17 protein-coding genes are annotated in these 13,012 nt (G+C 36.2%); 1 reads left to right on the top strand and 16 read right to left on the bottom strand.

What is annotated here, in order from left to right; genetic code table 11:
- Positions 1-14: 14 nt before the first annotated feature.
- The 7 genes from HMPREF9423_RS06085 to HMPREF9423_RS06055 form a co-directional block, all read right to left on the bottom strand.
- Positions 15-998 (bottom strand): dihydroorotate dehydrogenase, encoded by a 984-nt coding sequence (locus tag HMPREF9423_RS06085; RefSeq protein WP_006148459.1) that lies wholly within the window; start codon positions 996-998, stop codon positions 15-17.
- Positions 961-1,761 (bottom strand): dihydroorotate dehydrogenase electron transfer subunit, encoded by an 801-nt coding sequence (locus HMPREF9423_RS06080; RefSeq protein WP_006148458.1) that lies wholly within the window; start codon positions 1,759-1,761, stop codon positions 961-963. Before HMPREF9423_RS06080 ends, HMPREF9423_RS06085 begins: the two co-directional genes overlap by 38 nt.
- A gap of 248 nt (positions 1,762-2,009) precedes the next feature.
- The gene (locus HMPREF9423_RS06075) at positions 2,010-2,699 is read right to left on the bottom strand and encodes a sugar phosphate nucleotidyltransferase (RefSeq protein WP_006148457.1); all 690 of its coding nucleotides are present in this window, start codon (positions 2,697-2,699) and stop codon (positions 2,010-2,012) included.
- 12 nt (positions 2,700-2,711) lie between these two features.
- Positions 2,712-3,590 carry a DMT family transporter gene (locus HMPREF9423_RS06070; protein ID WP_006148456.1) on the bottom strand — a complete coding sequence of 293 codons (879 nt, stop codon included), beginning with the start codon at positions 3,588-3,590 and terminating at the stop codon, positions 2,712-2,714.
- Positions 3,580-4,449, bottom strand: a complete 870-nt coding sequence (locus HMPREF9423_RS06065) for a phosphotransferase family protein (protein ID WP_006155824.1) — start codon at positions 4,447-4,449, stop codon at positions 3,580-3,582. The genes HMPREF9423_RS06070 and HMPREF9423_RS06065 overlap by 11 nt, the downstream gene beginning before the upstream one ends.
- A 12-nt stretch (positions 4,450-4,461) precedes the next feature.
- Positions 4,462-5,484 (bottom strand): ribitol-5-phosphate dehydrogenase, encoded by a 1,023-nt coding sequence (locus tag HMPREF9423_RS06060; protein ID WP_006148454.1) that lies wholly within the window; start codon positions 5,482-5,484, stop codon positions 4,462-4,464.
- 2 nt (positions 5,485-5,486) lie between these two features.
- A complete protein-coding gene (locus tag HMPREF9423_RS06055) occupies positions 5,487-6,194 on the bottom strand; it encodes an IspD/TarI family cytidylyltransferase (protein WP_006148453.1) in 708 nt (235 codons plus the stop codon).
- Positions 6,195-6,548: 354 nt separating this feature from the next.
- Between HMPREF9423_RS06055 and HMPREF9423_RS06050 the strand changes: the two genes are divergently transcribed.
- Positions 6,549-6,848: a YbaB/EbfC family nucleoid-associated protein gene (locus HMPREF9423_RS06050; protein WP_006148452.1), complete on the top strand. Its 300-nt coding sequence runs from the start codon at positions 6,549-6,551 to the stop codon at positions 6,846-6,848.
- 46 nt (positions 6,849-6,894) lie between these two features.
- On the opposite strand, the gene HMPREF9423_RS06045 is transcribed toward HMPREF9423_RS06050, so the two are convergent.
- The 9 genes from HMPREF9423_RS06045 to HMPREF9423_RS06010 all read right to left on the bottom strand — a co-directional run bounded on the left by HMPREF9423_RS06045 (position 6,895) and on the right by HMPREF9423_RS06010 (position 13,006).
- On the bottom strand, positions 6,895-8,658 hold the full coding sequence (locus tag HMPREF9423_RS06045) for a glycerophosphoryl diester phosphodiesterase membrane domain-containing protein (protein WP_006148451.1): 1,764 nt from the start codon (positions 8,656-8,658) through the stop codon (positions 6,895-6,897).
- 8 nt (positions 8,659-8,666) lie between these two features.
- Positions 8,667-9,257: a 3'-5' exonuclease gene (locus HMPREF9423_RS06040; RefSeq protein ID WP_006148450.1), complete on the bottom strand. Its 591-nt coding sequence runs from the start codon at positions 9,255-9,257 to the stop codon at positions 8,667-8,669.
- A gap of 69 nt (positions 9,258-9,326) precedes the next feature.
- Positions 9,327-9,818, bottom strand: coding sequence for a DUF536 domain-containing protein (locus HMPREF9423_RS06035; RefSeq protein WP_004252719.1), 492 nt, complete (start codon positions 9,816-9,818; stop codon positions 9,327-9,329).
- 194 nt (positions 9,819-10,012) lie between these two features.
- Complete coding sequence (gene truB, locus HMPREF9423_RS06030; RefSeq protein WP_025170177.1) at positions 10,013-10,891, bottom strand: tRNA pseudouridine(55) synthase TruB; 879 nt, start codon at positions 10,889-10,891, stop codon at positions 10,013-10,015.
- Between the two features lie 165 nt (positions 10,892-11,056).
- Positions 11,057-11,515 carry a hypothetical protein gene (locus HMPREF9423_RS06025; protein WP_006148448.1) on the bottom strand — a complete coding sequence of 153 codons (459 nt, stop codon included), beginning with the start codon at positions 11,513-11,515 and terminating at the stop codon, positions 11,057-11,059.
- Positions 11,516-11,551: 36 nt separating this feature from the next.
- A complete protein-coding gene (locus tag HMPREF9423_RS06020) occupies positions 11,552-11,818 on the bottom strand; it encodes a hypothetical protein (RefSeq protein ID WP_006148447.1) in 267 nt (88 codons plus the stop codon).
- A gap of 3 nt (positions 11,819-11,821) precedes the next feature.
- The gene (locus tag HMPREF9423_RS12445) at positions 11,822-11,977 is read right to left on the bottom strand and encodes a hypothetical protein (RefSeq protein WP_006148446.1); all 156 of its coding nucleotides are present in this window, start codon (positions 11,975-11,977) and stop codon (positions 11,822-11,824) included.
- Entirely contained in the window at positions 11,977-12,819 is an 843-nt protein-coding gene (locus HMPREF9423_RS06015) for a hypothetical protein (protein WP_006148445.1), read from the bottom strand. Before HMPREF9423_RS06015 ends, HMPREF9423_RS12445 begins: the two co-directional genes overlap by 1 nt.
- Entirely contained in the window at positions 12,797-13,006 is a 210-nt protein-coding gene (locus HMPREF9423_RS06010) for a hypothetical protein (RefSeq protein ID WP_006148444.1), read from the bottom strand. The genes HMPREF9423_RS06015 and HMPREF9423_RS06010 overlap by 23 nt, the downstream gene beginning before the upstream one ends.
- Between the last annotated feature and the right edge of the window lie 6 nt (positions 13,007-13,012).

The following is a 13,012-nucleotide window of genomic DNA, read 5'->3' as shown; positions in this document are numbered from 1 at the left end:
CGAATTTTAAAAAACTATAAGCTACTTTTTACTTCTTTTCTCAATTGCTCCAGAGTTTCGATATTATATTTGTCCATGACTTTTGGTAGGTTATCAATGATATCAGGACAGGCATAAGGATTCGTAAAGTTTGCTGTACCGACTCCTATTGCTGAGGCACCAGCTAAGTACATTTCTATTGCAGCTTCAGCTGAATCAACTCCTCCCATCCCAATGATTGGAAGATTAGTTGTTTGAGCTACTTGACGGATTAGTTTAAGAGCTACCGGAAAGACTGCAGGCCCAGACATTCCACCAGTACCATTGGCAATGATTGGTTTTCTAGTTTTGAGATCAAAGCGCATACCAACAAGGGTATTGATCATAGTGAGACCACTAGCACCTGCATCCTCTACTGCTTTTGCGATGGTCACGATATCAGTTACACTAGGCGTTAATTTTACATAGACAGGAACTGAAGATGCCCCTACGGCTGCTTTTACCACAACATAAGCTAAATCTGGGTCTTGCCCAATCAAAAGTCCGTGATTCCCATGATCGACGTTTGGACAAGAAATATTGAGCTCAATGGCTTTCACGTTAGGTGCCTTGGAAATACCACTAGAAACGGCTGCGTATTCTTGCTTTGAAAATCCAGCAACATTTGCAATAATTGGAAGATTCGGATATTCCCTTTGCAACCAAGGTAATTTTTCAGAGAGAACGGCTTCTAGTCCTGGATTTTGTAGACCAATGGCATTCAGCATACCAGCAGGTGTTTCTGCCACACGTGGAGTAGAATTACCAAAGCGTGGTTCAAGGGTTGTAGCTTTAATCATGATAGAGCCCAAGAGGTCCAAATCATAGTATTTGGCATATTCTTGACCGAATCCAAAACAGCCTGAAGCAGGAATGATAGGATTCTTTAATTCTAAGCCTGGTAGAGAGACTTGTAATCGATTTGTAGTCATGACACTCTCCTTATAAAACAACAGTTCCTGTTTTAAATACAGGCCCATCTTCACACACACGTTGACTAACTGTATCACTATCTGGTACTTTCAATACGCAAGCGTAGCAAGCCCCCATGCCACAGGCCATACGAGATTCTAGAGATAGATAAGCTCTTGGATGGTCATGGAAGGTTTGATTAATGTATTTCATCATACCAGGTGCACCGCAAGAGTAGATGGCATCAAATTCAGTGTCAAATTCGTTAATCACTACCGATACGTTTCCTTTAATACCATAAGATCCATCATCAGTCGTTACAAAGACCTGACTAAATCTGGATAATTCATCTTCCAAAATAACAGCATCTTTAGTAGCGAATCCTAAAACAGTTGTTATTTCAACACCACGCTCATTCAGTTGTTTAGCTACTTCGAGTAAGGGTGGCACTCCGATTCCACCACCAACTATAAGAACACGATTCTGCTTGTCTAAATCAGATAAATCGAAACCATTTCCTTGAGGGCCCATAACATCTATGCTATCACCTGTTTTTAAGCTTGAAAAAATTGCTGTCCCTGCTCCTTCAACTCGATAGATAAGTCTGCATTGCTTAGTCACCTTATCAATTGATGAAATCGAAATCGGACGACGCAAGAGATGAGCATCGTCAGGTACACGCAAATGAAGAAATTGTCCAGCTTTCATAGCTTCAACCATTTCTCCCTGAAGAACTAGTTCAAAGATTGCTGGCGCGATTTCCTCCTGGGAAACAACTCTCATAACTTCTAAGCGAATGGTATTCATACGTTTTCTACAATTCGGATTCATAACTTTTCCTCCTTAAATTTTAAGGGGATCAGATAAAGAAAAACCTTGCACTTGCAAGGTTTCAGTTAAGATATTTACACAAAAGTAGCAAATAAGCACTTGCTTACTTGTTTCCATTGTAGCTTCTTTTCTCTGACACCTTGTGAGTCTCTCTGGACTGCCCTTAAAGGTTAAATTTTCACTAGTATACTGTATCAAACATAAAAAGTCAAGTAAAAATAGGTAAGGTATCAGTTCATAAACGTAGCTTATTTTTGTGATGAGAGAATCTTCTCCAGCTTTTGATAATCTTTGACACTATCGATTTCATAGATAGAGTTTCCTTCCAACTCTTCTACATATACATCTAGTTCTTTTATATTATCTTTGACCATGTTGTCCCAATAGAGGTCAACAAACTCGCCACTTGCATAGGCATCATCGATAAACCCAACAATTTTCTCAGCTGTTGGAGCATCCCAGAATGACACACCACTCAAGATGCGTCCATTTTTGCTATCGACAATGATATCTTGAACTTTGTAATCATCTCCGTAAACTAGGAACCACTCATTATCACAATCTTCACGATAAACACTGAAGTAGGTTGAACGTTCAATATCATTTCGGAACATATTCTTGAAAAGATAGTTATCCGCATCGATAACATAGCTGTTAGCCAATTCTTCTTTTACCAAGTAAAGAGAGTAAAAGTTATTGTAATCAGCATATTTTTCGTTGAAGACTAAACGCACACCGTACTTTTCCTTAAGATAGTCGAATTGTTCTTTTAAATAACCAACAACGATGATAATGTCATCAATTCCACGTTCTTTTAAAAATTCGATTTGATATTCAACTAAAGGTTTTTCATTAACCTTTACCAAGGCTTTGGGAGTATTTTCTGTCATGGGTCTCAAACGAGTTCCCAATCCCGCTGCTAAGATAATCGCTTTCACGCGTTTTCTCCTTTATTCTTTAATAATAATATAAACACCAGCCATTACGATAAGTGAAGTAATGATGGTCAGCAAATTAAGGGGCGAGCCCAAGAAAATTGCTGCAAATAAAACAGTCCATACTACATAACTCACATTTAATCCAGTAGCTTTTGCTGGCTGCAATCGATTAATAGCCATATAGTAGGCAAGGTAAGAGATCATATTAAATGCCGCAAAGACAATTAACAGACCAAACAATTGTCCATTTACCACTTCTGCAAATGAATGATGCGAGAAGAGAACAATAACAAGATAGGACAAGAAGGAAGTTACTTGTCGGATCAAGAGGGCTTCGAGTTCGCTGAGTTCACTTTCCATTGCAAAAGAGCTTAGAACACTTTCACTTCCCCAAGCAAGCGCACAAATTAATGCGCAAAGGATTCCGATATAAAAGGAATTGACCTGTTCAACCTTGTAGGTCTGAGCAATAATTCCTGCAATGATTAATAAAATTCCAAATACTGTATTCTTAGAAACCTTATGCTTTAAGAAAAAGAAAGCGAGAATGACAGATACTGCAGGATAAATAGCTGAAACTGAGGATGCTAATGAACTACCGATATACTTGACTGCGTAGAGATTGGCCTGCATGCCAATCGGCCCAGCCAAAAGTGCACCGATAATAACACTGACATTTCGAATGTTCAAGAAGATTGAAAAACGTACCTTTCCTTCTTTAACTAGAAGATATCCTAGCAAGATAAAAATACTAAGAAAGTCGTGCGCTGCTGCTACTACAAAAGGTGACAAGTCAGTAAATATAGAGAAGATATAGGCACTAATGGTTAGCCCTAACCCCCAAAAAATCCCTGAGATAAGTCCAAAGGAAACTCCATTTTTAGTCTTCATCAATTCCTCCCTGAGACTGCAATTCTTTTACAGCCCTATTGTAACGAGAGATTCCATAATCTCCGAAATCTGCACCATTTTCTTCTTTGTAAATAGTCCATAGGCTCCAAATAATGTCTTGTAAAATCTTATAGATACGAATTTTCTCTCTCGAAACAGGAGTCTTGTCACCCTCGTAATAAGCTAGAAAGTCCGCCTCTTCTTCCGGTGTAAATTCAGATTCTAGAAAGAGTGATGCAAGGTCCCACATAGGATCGTTCATGGAAGAATATTCCCAATCAATCAGATAAGGATGTCCGTCTGGTCCTTCAATAAAGTTTTCTGGAACCAAATCAATATGACATGATTTCTTATCAACTCCGATTTTCTCAAGCTCATTTTTTAAAGAAAAAACTGATTTTCTGACAGCTTCATAGTTTGGATAAGAAATCTCCCCTTGAATCAATGATTCATATTTTTTGATTTCCTCAAAAGGAGCAAACTCTCCTTTTAATTCTTTACCAGAAGCATGGATCGTTTGTAGAATTGGAGCAATTTTTTCAAATTTGGTTTTAATGGTAGCTGAATCAAGTGTCTCAGCATTTTCAATGTATTGATTGACTTTGATACCAGCTTCAATATCAAAAAGATAATTTTCTACATCTAATTTTAAATCTTTCAACAATTCAAGATTGAACTTTTCATTCTGGCGGTCGATTAATTTATCCGTACCTTTACCGAAAAACTTAACGATGTACTGGTTTGAGGATGTTTTAACCAAATAGTTTTGATTGGTCATTCCACCCAACTGTTCAACGCTCTGGATTTCTTCGTCACCAGATAATAAAGAAGCAATCTTTTCTTTAACGATTTCCTTCACAATCATCCTCCATTAGACTTCCCACTTAAATACTGTCTTGAAGGCAGTATTAAGGTCTGTTGCAAATACTCTATGAATATCCTTAATCTCTCTTACTGGTTCTTCTAGATAAATGATATTCTTCAAACGATTGGCAAACTTCTTAATCTCCATCATTTGGATGGCATTTTCAAAGTCAACTCTTCCAGAACGAGAAGATCCAACTAATAACAAGCCTTTTTCCAATGAATCTCGAGTATTGATATTAACTTTATACTCACTAACACCCATCATCAAAATGGTACCTTGTGGTTTAATGTAACGAATCAAGTCATTAATAGCAGGTCCACATCCATCACCACCACAGCATTCGAAACCATGGTCAAAACTAAGATCCTCTGGAATGCTATCAGTAATGTAGAGCTCTTTTGCAAATGAGAATAATTCTAATTTCTCCCAATGACGTCCGATAACAATAATCTCAGCTTCAGGCAAAGTGTAGTTGATAATATTGGCCATGACAAAAGCTAAACTTCCATCACCAATGACAGCGATGCGTTGACGTCTGCTGTGAGATACCGTCATGAAACGATTCATAGCATGCATGCCAACACTGACAAACTCTGTAATGGCAGCAACTGTATCTTCGATATCTTCGTAAGCTACCACACGATCCTTAGGCAGAGAAACGAATTCTCGCATGAATCCATCGTAACCACTTGATAAGAAATATGTTCCAGTCATGTAATTTTCGTAGAATTCCTCATCACTTTGCATAGGTGGTTGATTTGGAATCATAACAACCTTCTGACCAACTTTGTAAGTACCTGTTGGATCAGAAATGACTGTACCACAAGACTCGTGAATCATAGCCATTGGTAGTTTTTTCGCTAAAATTTTTGGATCGCGTTTACCTTGGTAGTAACGTTGATCCGCGTGACAAACCGCCATGTAATTTGGTCGGATGAGGATATGATTCTCTTGATCAATTTCTTCTTCCTGATATTTAATATTAATAAACTTTGGTTTTGTCAGTTGATAAATTTGATTAATCATGTCTATTCTTTCTCAATCATGCTTTTAGCAATCTTCAAGTCTGTAACTGTTGTGATTTTAAGGTTTGAGTATTCACCTTTTGCCAAGGCTACATCTTTCCCCTTGATAACAAAGATTTTACATGCATCTGTTAAAATTTCTTTTTCTTCTGCTGATAAAGAACCATACAAATCAATGAAGTCTTTACAACGGAAGGTTTGAGGAGTTTGCCCTTGATAGAGATGAGCACGATTTGGAATATCTGTGATAAACTGACCGTTTGTACTTTCAACAATGGTATCTACTGCTTCAACTACTGTATCAACAGCATCATGATTTTGTGCGAGAGCAATGTTATCTTGAATCATTCGAAGTGTGATAAAAGGACGAACTGAGTCATGTGTTACCACGATATCATCTTCAGTGATTGGACGATAAGCATCGATAGCTTCAATAATCTTTTCAATACTAGAATTACGTTCAGCACCACCTTTTGTGATGATGATACGGTCCTTGTGGAGTGGAAGGAATTTTTCAACTAAATCTTCTGCGTGTGTCACCCAGTCTCCGTGAACTCCAACCACAATCTTTTCGATACTTGGCTCTAAGACAAATTTTTCAATTGTATGGATTAGGATTGGGCGGTCTCCCAACTCAAGAAATTGTTTGGGTAGGTTACTAATACCCATGCGCGTGCCGGTACCACCTGCTAAAATTCCAGCGTAAATCATATCGATTCTCCTTTAGTTTGTTTTAAAAACTCATTGTTTACTATTATATCACAATCTTGAAATAAATAGCGAACAAACAAAGCTATAACAAATTTGTATTCAAATAATAATCTGAACTTTTAGGATTAATCATCTATTTAAAATAAACAATTATCCAAGAAAACCTTCTCTATTTATGAACCTGAAGAGATTTGTTCAGATAATATATAGTTCTTCAGAATATTATAAAAACCTTAAAGAAACCTTAAATCATTGTTTGATATGTATAGAGTTCCTGAAATTTTAATTAGACTTTTCCAATTAAAATTGTTAAAATAAAATGGAAAATAAAAGAAAAGGAAGCTAAATACCGCCATGATGAATATGCAAAACATGATGCGTCAAGCTCAAAAACTTCAAAAACAAATGGAGCAAAGCCAAGCTGAATTGGCTGCCACAGAATTTGTTGGGACTTCTGCTCAAAACCTTGTAACTGCTACCTTAACAGGTGATAAAAAAGTCGTAAAAATTGATTTTGATCCTGCAGTTGTGGATGCTGAGGATATTGAAACACTTTCAGATATGACTGTTCAAGCGCTCAATGCTGCTCTTGAACGAATTGATGAAACTACTAAAAAGAAGCTTGGAGCATTTGCTGGTAAGTTACCATTTTAATTATATTCTCAAAAAGAGGCTGATTTACAGCCTCTTTTAATTTATGTTAATAAGCAAAGAACTCAGTTGCTTTATTTAGCAATAAGTCACTGTATTCAGGGTCTTCCTGAGCAGTTACTAGTTCTTCTTTTATTCTTTCCAAGTCATCAGTAATCATTCCGTCAACACCTAGGTGAAAAGACTTATTAAATGATTCCGAACTATTGATTGTCCATACATAGAGTTTTTGCTCAGTATTCCATAGTTTTGTCACAAAGTATTCATCTAAAGTAGAATACTCCATTGTGTAGCCTGTAGCAACCGTTCTAGGAAAAACAGAATTATAGGGAAGAATAAAGTAGACAGGAATATCCTTGTCATACTCTCTCACTTTTTCAATAACCTTATAATCCAAGGATTGCATTTGATGACCATAAACCTTAATTTTTGCACCGTATTTGTCTAGAAAATGTTCAATCATCTGCGGGCTATCTTTGTGGCTGGTCTTAATCTCAATGAGAAGTTTCTGATGTAATTCATTTGCACGAGTCAGATAATCATCGAAACTTGAAATCTTTGTCTCATAACCATTCTCATGAATGTCAATCTTCTTTAACTCTTCTAAGGTCAACTCCTGTGGTGTTTTATTAATACCAGCTAAGCCTTTAAGATTAGCATCGTGCATCATGACAAATTGCCCATCTTTAGTCTCCTGGATATCCATCTCGATCAAATCTGGTTTTAACTGCGCTGTCTTTTCTAAGGATTCTACTGTATTTTGGATACCATTTCCATTCGATACACCACGGTGTGAAATCACAAGCGGTGGATTGACTACAGGAGCTTCCAGATAATTATAGCCTTCAATCGCAAAGAAGATACTTGCACAAACCATGACCCCCCACCTCATGATATGGTCCTTCTCGCGTCTTGGCATAATATCAAGTTCTTCTCCCGTTAAAAAAGATGTAAATTTGACAAGAAAATAGGTCAGTGCCATATAGTGGAAATTCTTGATAAGAACAAAATTCAAAATAGCAAGGACCAGAGACTCTCTCTGAGTAAGACTATCCACTATATACTGGATCGATAGTAAAGGGATGAGTGGAAGATAGAAGAATAGATTGGTTTTTACAATAATTAAGAATAAATGCCAGGCATAAAACCAAAAATAATATCTAGTTTTATCCAAACTATAAATGATAGCTTCCTTGACCGTCATCTTTTCATAAAAGACCTTAGGTAGAGTGAACATCAAGCGAACAGAAACATAGAAGAATAAGAGTGATAAGATAATAATGGCTACCCACCACATCCAGTACTTATCTTCCATGTAGGTTTGAATAAACTCTGGAATCACGATTTTATTGAAATAATAAATCTTAAATATCTTCCTGATAAAAGGAAATAGCATTGCTACAAATAAAAAGATAAACAAAGCTTTTGAAATAGTCATCTTTTTCATAAAAGCAAGGCTTTCACGAAATACTTTTCGACTATATTCTATAAGAGTCCTTTTTTCGTGATATAGGAGGTGGCGAGCTCCAATAAAGAGAATACTAAGTTGAAAATAGGCTACTAGTAGATTGATGGCTATTAAGATTACGAAGCCAAGACTGACAATGGGAGCATTTTTTATTATCTCAAAAATATTGTTGTAGGAAATAAACAAATATCCAGTCTGACTTAGTAAAAATCCAGCTATCACTGAGTTAAGTGGCAACCAGATATAGTCAACCAACATAAAAATTAGAAAGAATAAAAAGAGGATTTTATCTAGATTAAGGTAAATCTTTTTAAAACCCAATTTTTTCGGTTTTTCAGGTTTCATAAAAACTCCTAATCAAAAAGTTGTGATAAATCCAAAGCACCAAATGGATTCGAATTGAGACTACTTTGAGAATTGAGTAAGAGTCTACTCTCATCTGAGTCCAGAAAAGCTTCATACACTCGAGCAGTCATACGAGCATCCTCTAAACTATTATGAGATTGCCCTTTAAAACCCAGAAAATTAGCCACAGTTTGTAATTTTAGATTAGCAATTCCATGAAGATCAGAACTACGTCGCTCCAGTGCTTCGTTATAGACATCAACTAGATATTGATGACTATAGTCAAATCCATGCTCTAGTAGAATTGGTAAATCACTTTTTGCTGCATTATAACCAATAAGAGGCAAGTTACCAACAAAAACTTGAAATTTTTGCAGGACTTCTTCTACCTTTGGTGCGCCTTTTAATGTCTCTGAAGTAATCCCCGTCAAACCATTAATAAAACTCTTCAAAGGGGCATCAGTGTAGACATAAGAGTCAAATGCTCCTACTTCTTCACCTTCTTTAAAATGCACTGCTGATACTTGAATCAAATGAGTCTTATCCTGATGTCTATTGAATTCTAAATCAAATGAGATATATTCTCTTAATGTTTCCATCTTATCAATCCTTATTGATTTGTAAAAAGAAACCACCTGGTCTAGTCCTAGAAACCAAGCAGTTTTTTCTTATTTGCCAAATAAGCGAGCAAAGAAGCCTTTCTTCGATGCCTGAACTTCTTGCTTAGCTTGATCCAACTCCAACTGAAGTGTTTCTTGATCCTTCATAGCTTGAAGGGTTAACTGTTGTTGCTGATCCAATTGCTTATCTTTTTCAGCGATTTGGCGGTCTTTTACACGCATTTGTTCATCTTTTTCAGCCAGTTGCTTATCTTTGGCTTTTAATTGCTCATAAAGACGAATGATTTCAGCATTCTTTTCATCAACAAGAATTTCCATGAGTTCTCGTTGCTTAACTTCATCACTAACCGGTTCATCTTCAAAGATAGTCTTTTTGTAGATTTCTTCAAGTTTGATCAATCCACTGCGAGTAACAACAGTAACACCCTTGTCGTTTTTTGTAATATCTTCTTCTGGTAATTCTTTGACACGATTATTGATTGCTTGTCGGGATAGTCCCAAGACCTCAGCAATCTCACTGACAGTCATTTCAATACTCATAATATCCTCTATTTTTCTCTAGCTTTTCTTAAATTAAATCTTATCATAAGTAAACAAAACTGTCAAATAACACTGTATTTTCAATGGTTTTTTAAGACATAAAATTTAAAAACTATTTATCGGCTAATATTTTAAAAAGATGAGAGCATCTCATCTTTACACTAGTAGATAAAAATCATTGCTTTTCCAAATACTTAAGAGAAAACCTTTCTTGGTTTGTAGAGATGATCACGTTTCTCCAAAATAGCAAGTAGCTTCTCACCTTGGAAAGCGGCAACTTCTTTCTCGCTACACTCTACCTCAATAAAACGACCATAACGGACTTCATCTGCCTGTTCAGGAGTCAAGTTTACTTTTACTAAATCCCCTGTACCAATCTCAAGCGGATGGAGAAAGTCTAATTCACCATCCTCTACTTTTTCTGCAATTTCTTCCAAGGTCAAGGAATCTTCTAACTGTAAACCAGCTGCACTTGTCCGTGTAAGATGAGACATGTGAGCTGCATAACCAAGCTTCTCTCCCAAGTCAACCGATAAGGTACGGATATAGGTTCCCTTGCTACATTTTACTCGGAAGGTAAAACGCGCAAGTTTATCCTCATAGGAAATGGGACTGGTTCTTTCAAAACTATAAATGGTTACCTGACGTTCTGGACGTTCGACTTCCTGACCAGCACGCGCATACTCATAGAGCTTGCGACCATTGACCTTGACAGCCGAGTACATGGGTGGAATCTGGGTGATAGGCCCTGTAAGACTGGCAATGGCTTCATCGACAAGCTTTTCATCCAGTGGAGACAAAACAGGAGTCTCTGCGACAACTTCCCCACTAGCATCCTCGGTCGTTGTAGAATATCCAAGAGTGATTTCCCCCTCGTAGACCTTACCCTCATCCTGCATGAACTCTACCATGCGCGTGGCTTTACCAACTGCAATAGGTAAAACGCCCACAACATCCGGATCCAAGGTCCCACCATGACCAATCTTCTTGGTTCCTAAAATCTTACGCAATTTAAAAACCGCATCATGGGAGGTCATGCCCGCTTCTTTCTTTAAGTTGATAATACCGTTCATGTGTTGCTTTCTGATTTCCTTTCTCATCATGTGGTTAATAAAGATTTTTTAATTCGTTCCAGTATCATTTAAACTATCCTCTCATGCCTTTAATTAGGCTATTGGCACCTTTTTAATATTTCTTTTAATGCAGTATCAATAAAAAATCAATAGGTAAATACCCTACTATTCACCTCTATCTCTCCAATTCTTTATGATATTATAAATAGAATGTATCAGTAGTACTACTATAAGTGAGAACAAAGGGCGTAATGATACCAAACTGATACCCACAACAAAGAAGGCTGATAAAAAATAAATGATAAACGCCTCTAACTTAGATGGTCTTCTAGCCTCTGAAAGCATATCTAAATGTTCCTTCGTTAGAGCTGAGCGATTAGTGAATTGATAAAAGAAACGATATCTTGCAGATAAAGAATCAATATCTAAAAAGTCATATCCCCTAATATAATCAATTACGTAAAACATCAGTAAATTGTCAATTTCGTCAATATTTTCAGTATAGAGAGAAAAATTTCTCTTTCCAGCAATTGCAATATTACTTGCAGCATAAACGGCAATCGGAATGCCATCTTTTGTGACAGGTGAAATATCTCCTTTACTACCTGAACCTACACACGTCATTTCATAGTTATTTAAATTAAATTGAAAAACTCCATGCTAGTATGCTTGTTCCCATAAATGGTCAAATCTTTCTTCTTCAAAATAAATCAAATCCTTATTTACCCCTTTTGCGACTATTCTTTTCTTTTTAGAAATGAATTCTGATTCTTTCAAGACAAGAATTTCTACATCTTTTGCATAGAGACGGTAACCTTCCTCTTCTTGAACGATTTCAATTCTTTCAGTCCAATGTTCATCATCAGGTAATTTTGACTCAAGGATAAATCCTTCTGAGTTTCCACGTAATTGTAATTGTATTTCCATGTTTTACCACCCTATTGATAAGCCCAATCCGAATTGTCCTAGTTTCATTTGTGGCTTTGCTTTTTCAGTAACTGGACAGTGATTAACAATCATGACAGGTTCCACACCTTCTCTCCCTCGAACAACACTCCCAATCGGTAAATCCGTACGTTCTGACATCAGTTTTCTCCTTCTAAATATTTCTGCGCTTCCTGAACATAAAAGAGTTCGGGATTTTCATGGGCGATGCTTTCAAACAAACTACGGGCACGAGCTTCATCTCCTTTTAATTGGGCATTGAGAGCGCCGTAATAAGAAAACATGATTCGAGCTAACTTATTTTCTGGTTCCGCAGTGTCGAAGTAGTCGTTTGGACTCTTCTTTTTAACTATATCCTTAATAGCTTCTATTGTATTTAAAGCATCCCTTAACCTACAACTTTGTGAATTAGTCTTCGTGTATAAATGAGCTAAAACTTCAATCTGGTTTGAAACGTCTTCTGTTCTATCGGAGTGAATTAGAGAAAGAATACTAAAGTAAATTTTAGATAATTGAATCTCAAATTTCTTATTAAAATTCATATTCTCAAGACTAATGCACTCTAAATTATCAAGTGTTTCTTTAAATTTCCCTTGATAGAAAAAAACTTGAGAAACAGCTATTAAATAATTTACATTATTGAACAGTTGTTGTCCCTTTAAAGAGCGATCAGCAATATATTTATAATAATATACATATTTCTCAAAGTTAATATCGTTTAAGATGAAATTAGCTACAGCTTTTTGAACTAATTTATTATTTAGTAAGATTAATGTTTCAAAAGTAAAACATATAATGGTCCAGAAAAAGAATTTTATAAAGTCCAGATCTCCACCCTTAAATAATTCTAGAAGCATGCCTATAAATGATAAACAAACTATAGGAATTAAGTAACCGTAAACTTTTTTGGTATGTTTATATAACTTAGGAATTTCAAATTTAGAAATTTTAAAAATATAATTATTGACTATTCTTTTCATCATCATCCTCAATCGTAGAATCTAAATATAGGAATGTACTTATTACTACTGGTGTAGCTATTGAATTTCCAACGCCAAACGTTGATGCACTAACTGCAACCCCATAAATTATCACATCTATAACAAAGACTGTAGCAACAACCACTCTACATGTACTCATAATTCTCTTCATGACATCTAATCTTCTCATCCCCTG

This window comes from Streptococcus infantis ATCC 700779 (assembly GCF_000187465.1).
Classification (GTDB): domain Bacteria; phylum Bacillota; class Bacilli; order Lactobacillales; family Streptococcaceae; genus Streptococcus; species Streptococcus infantis.
Note: the sequence above shows the minus strand (reverse complement) of the source record. Positions and strands in the feature narration are given on the sequence as shown.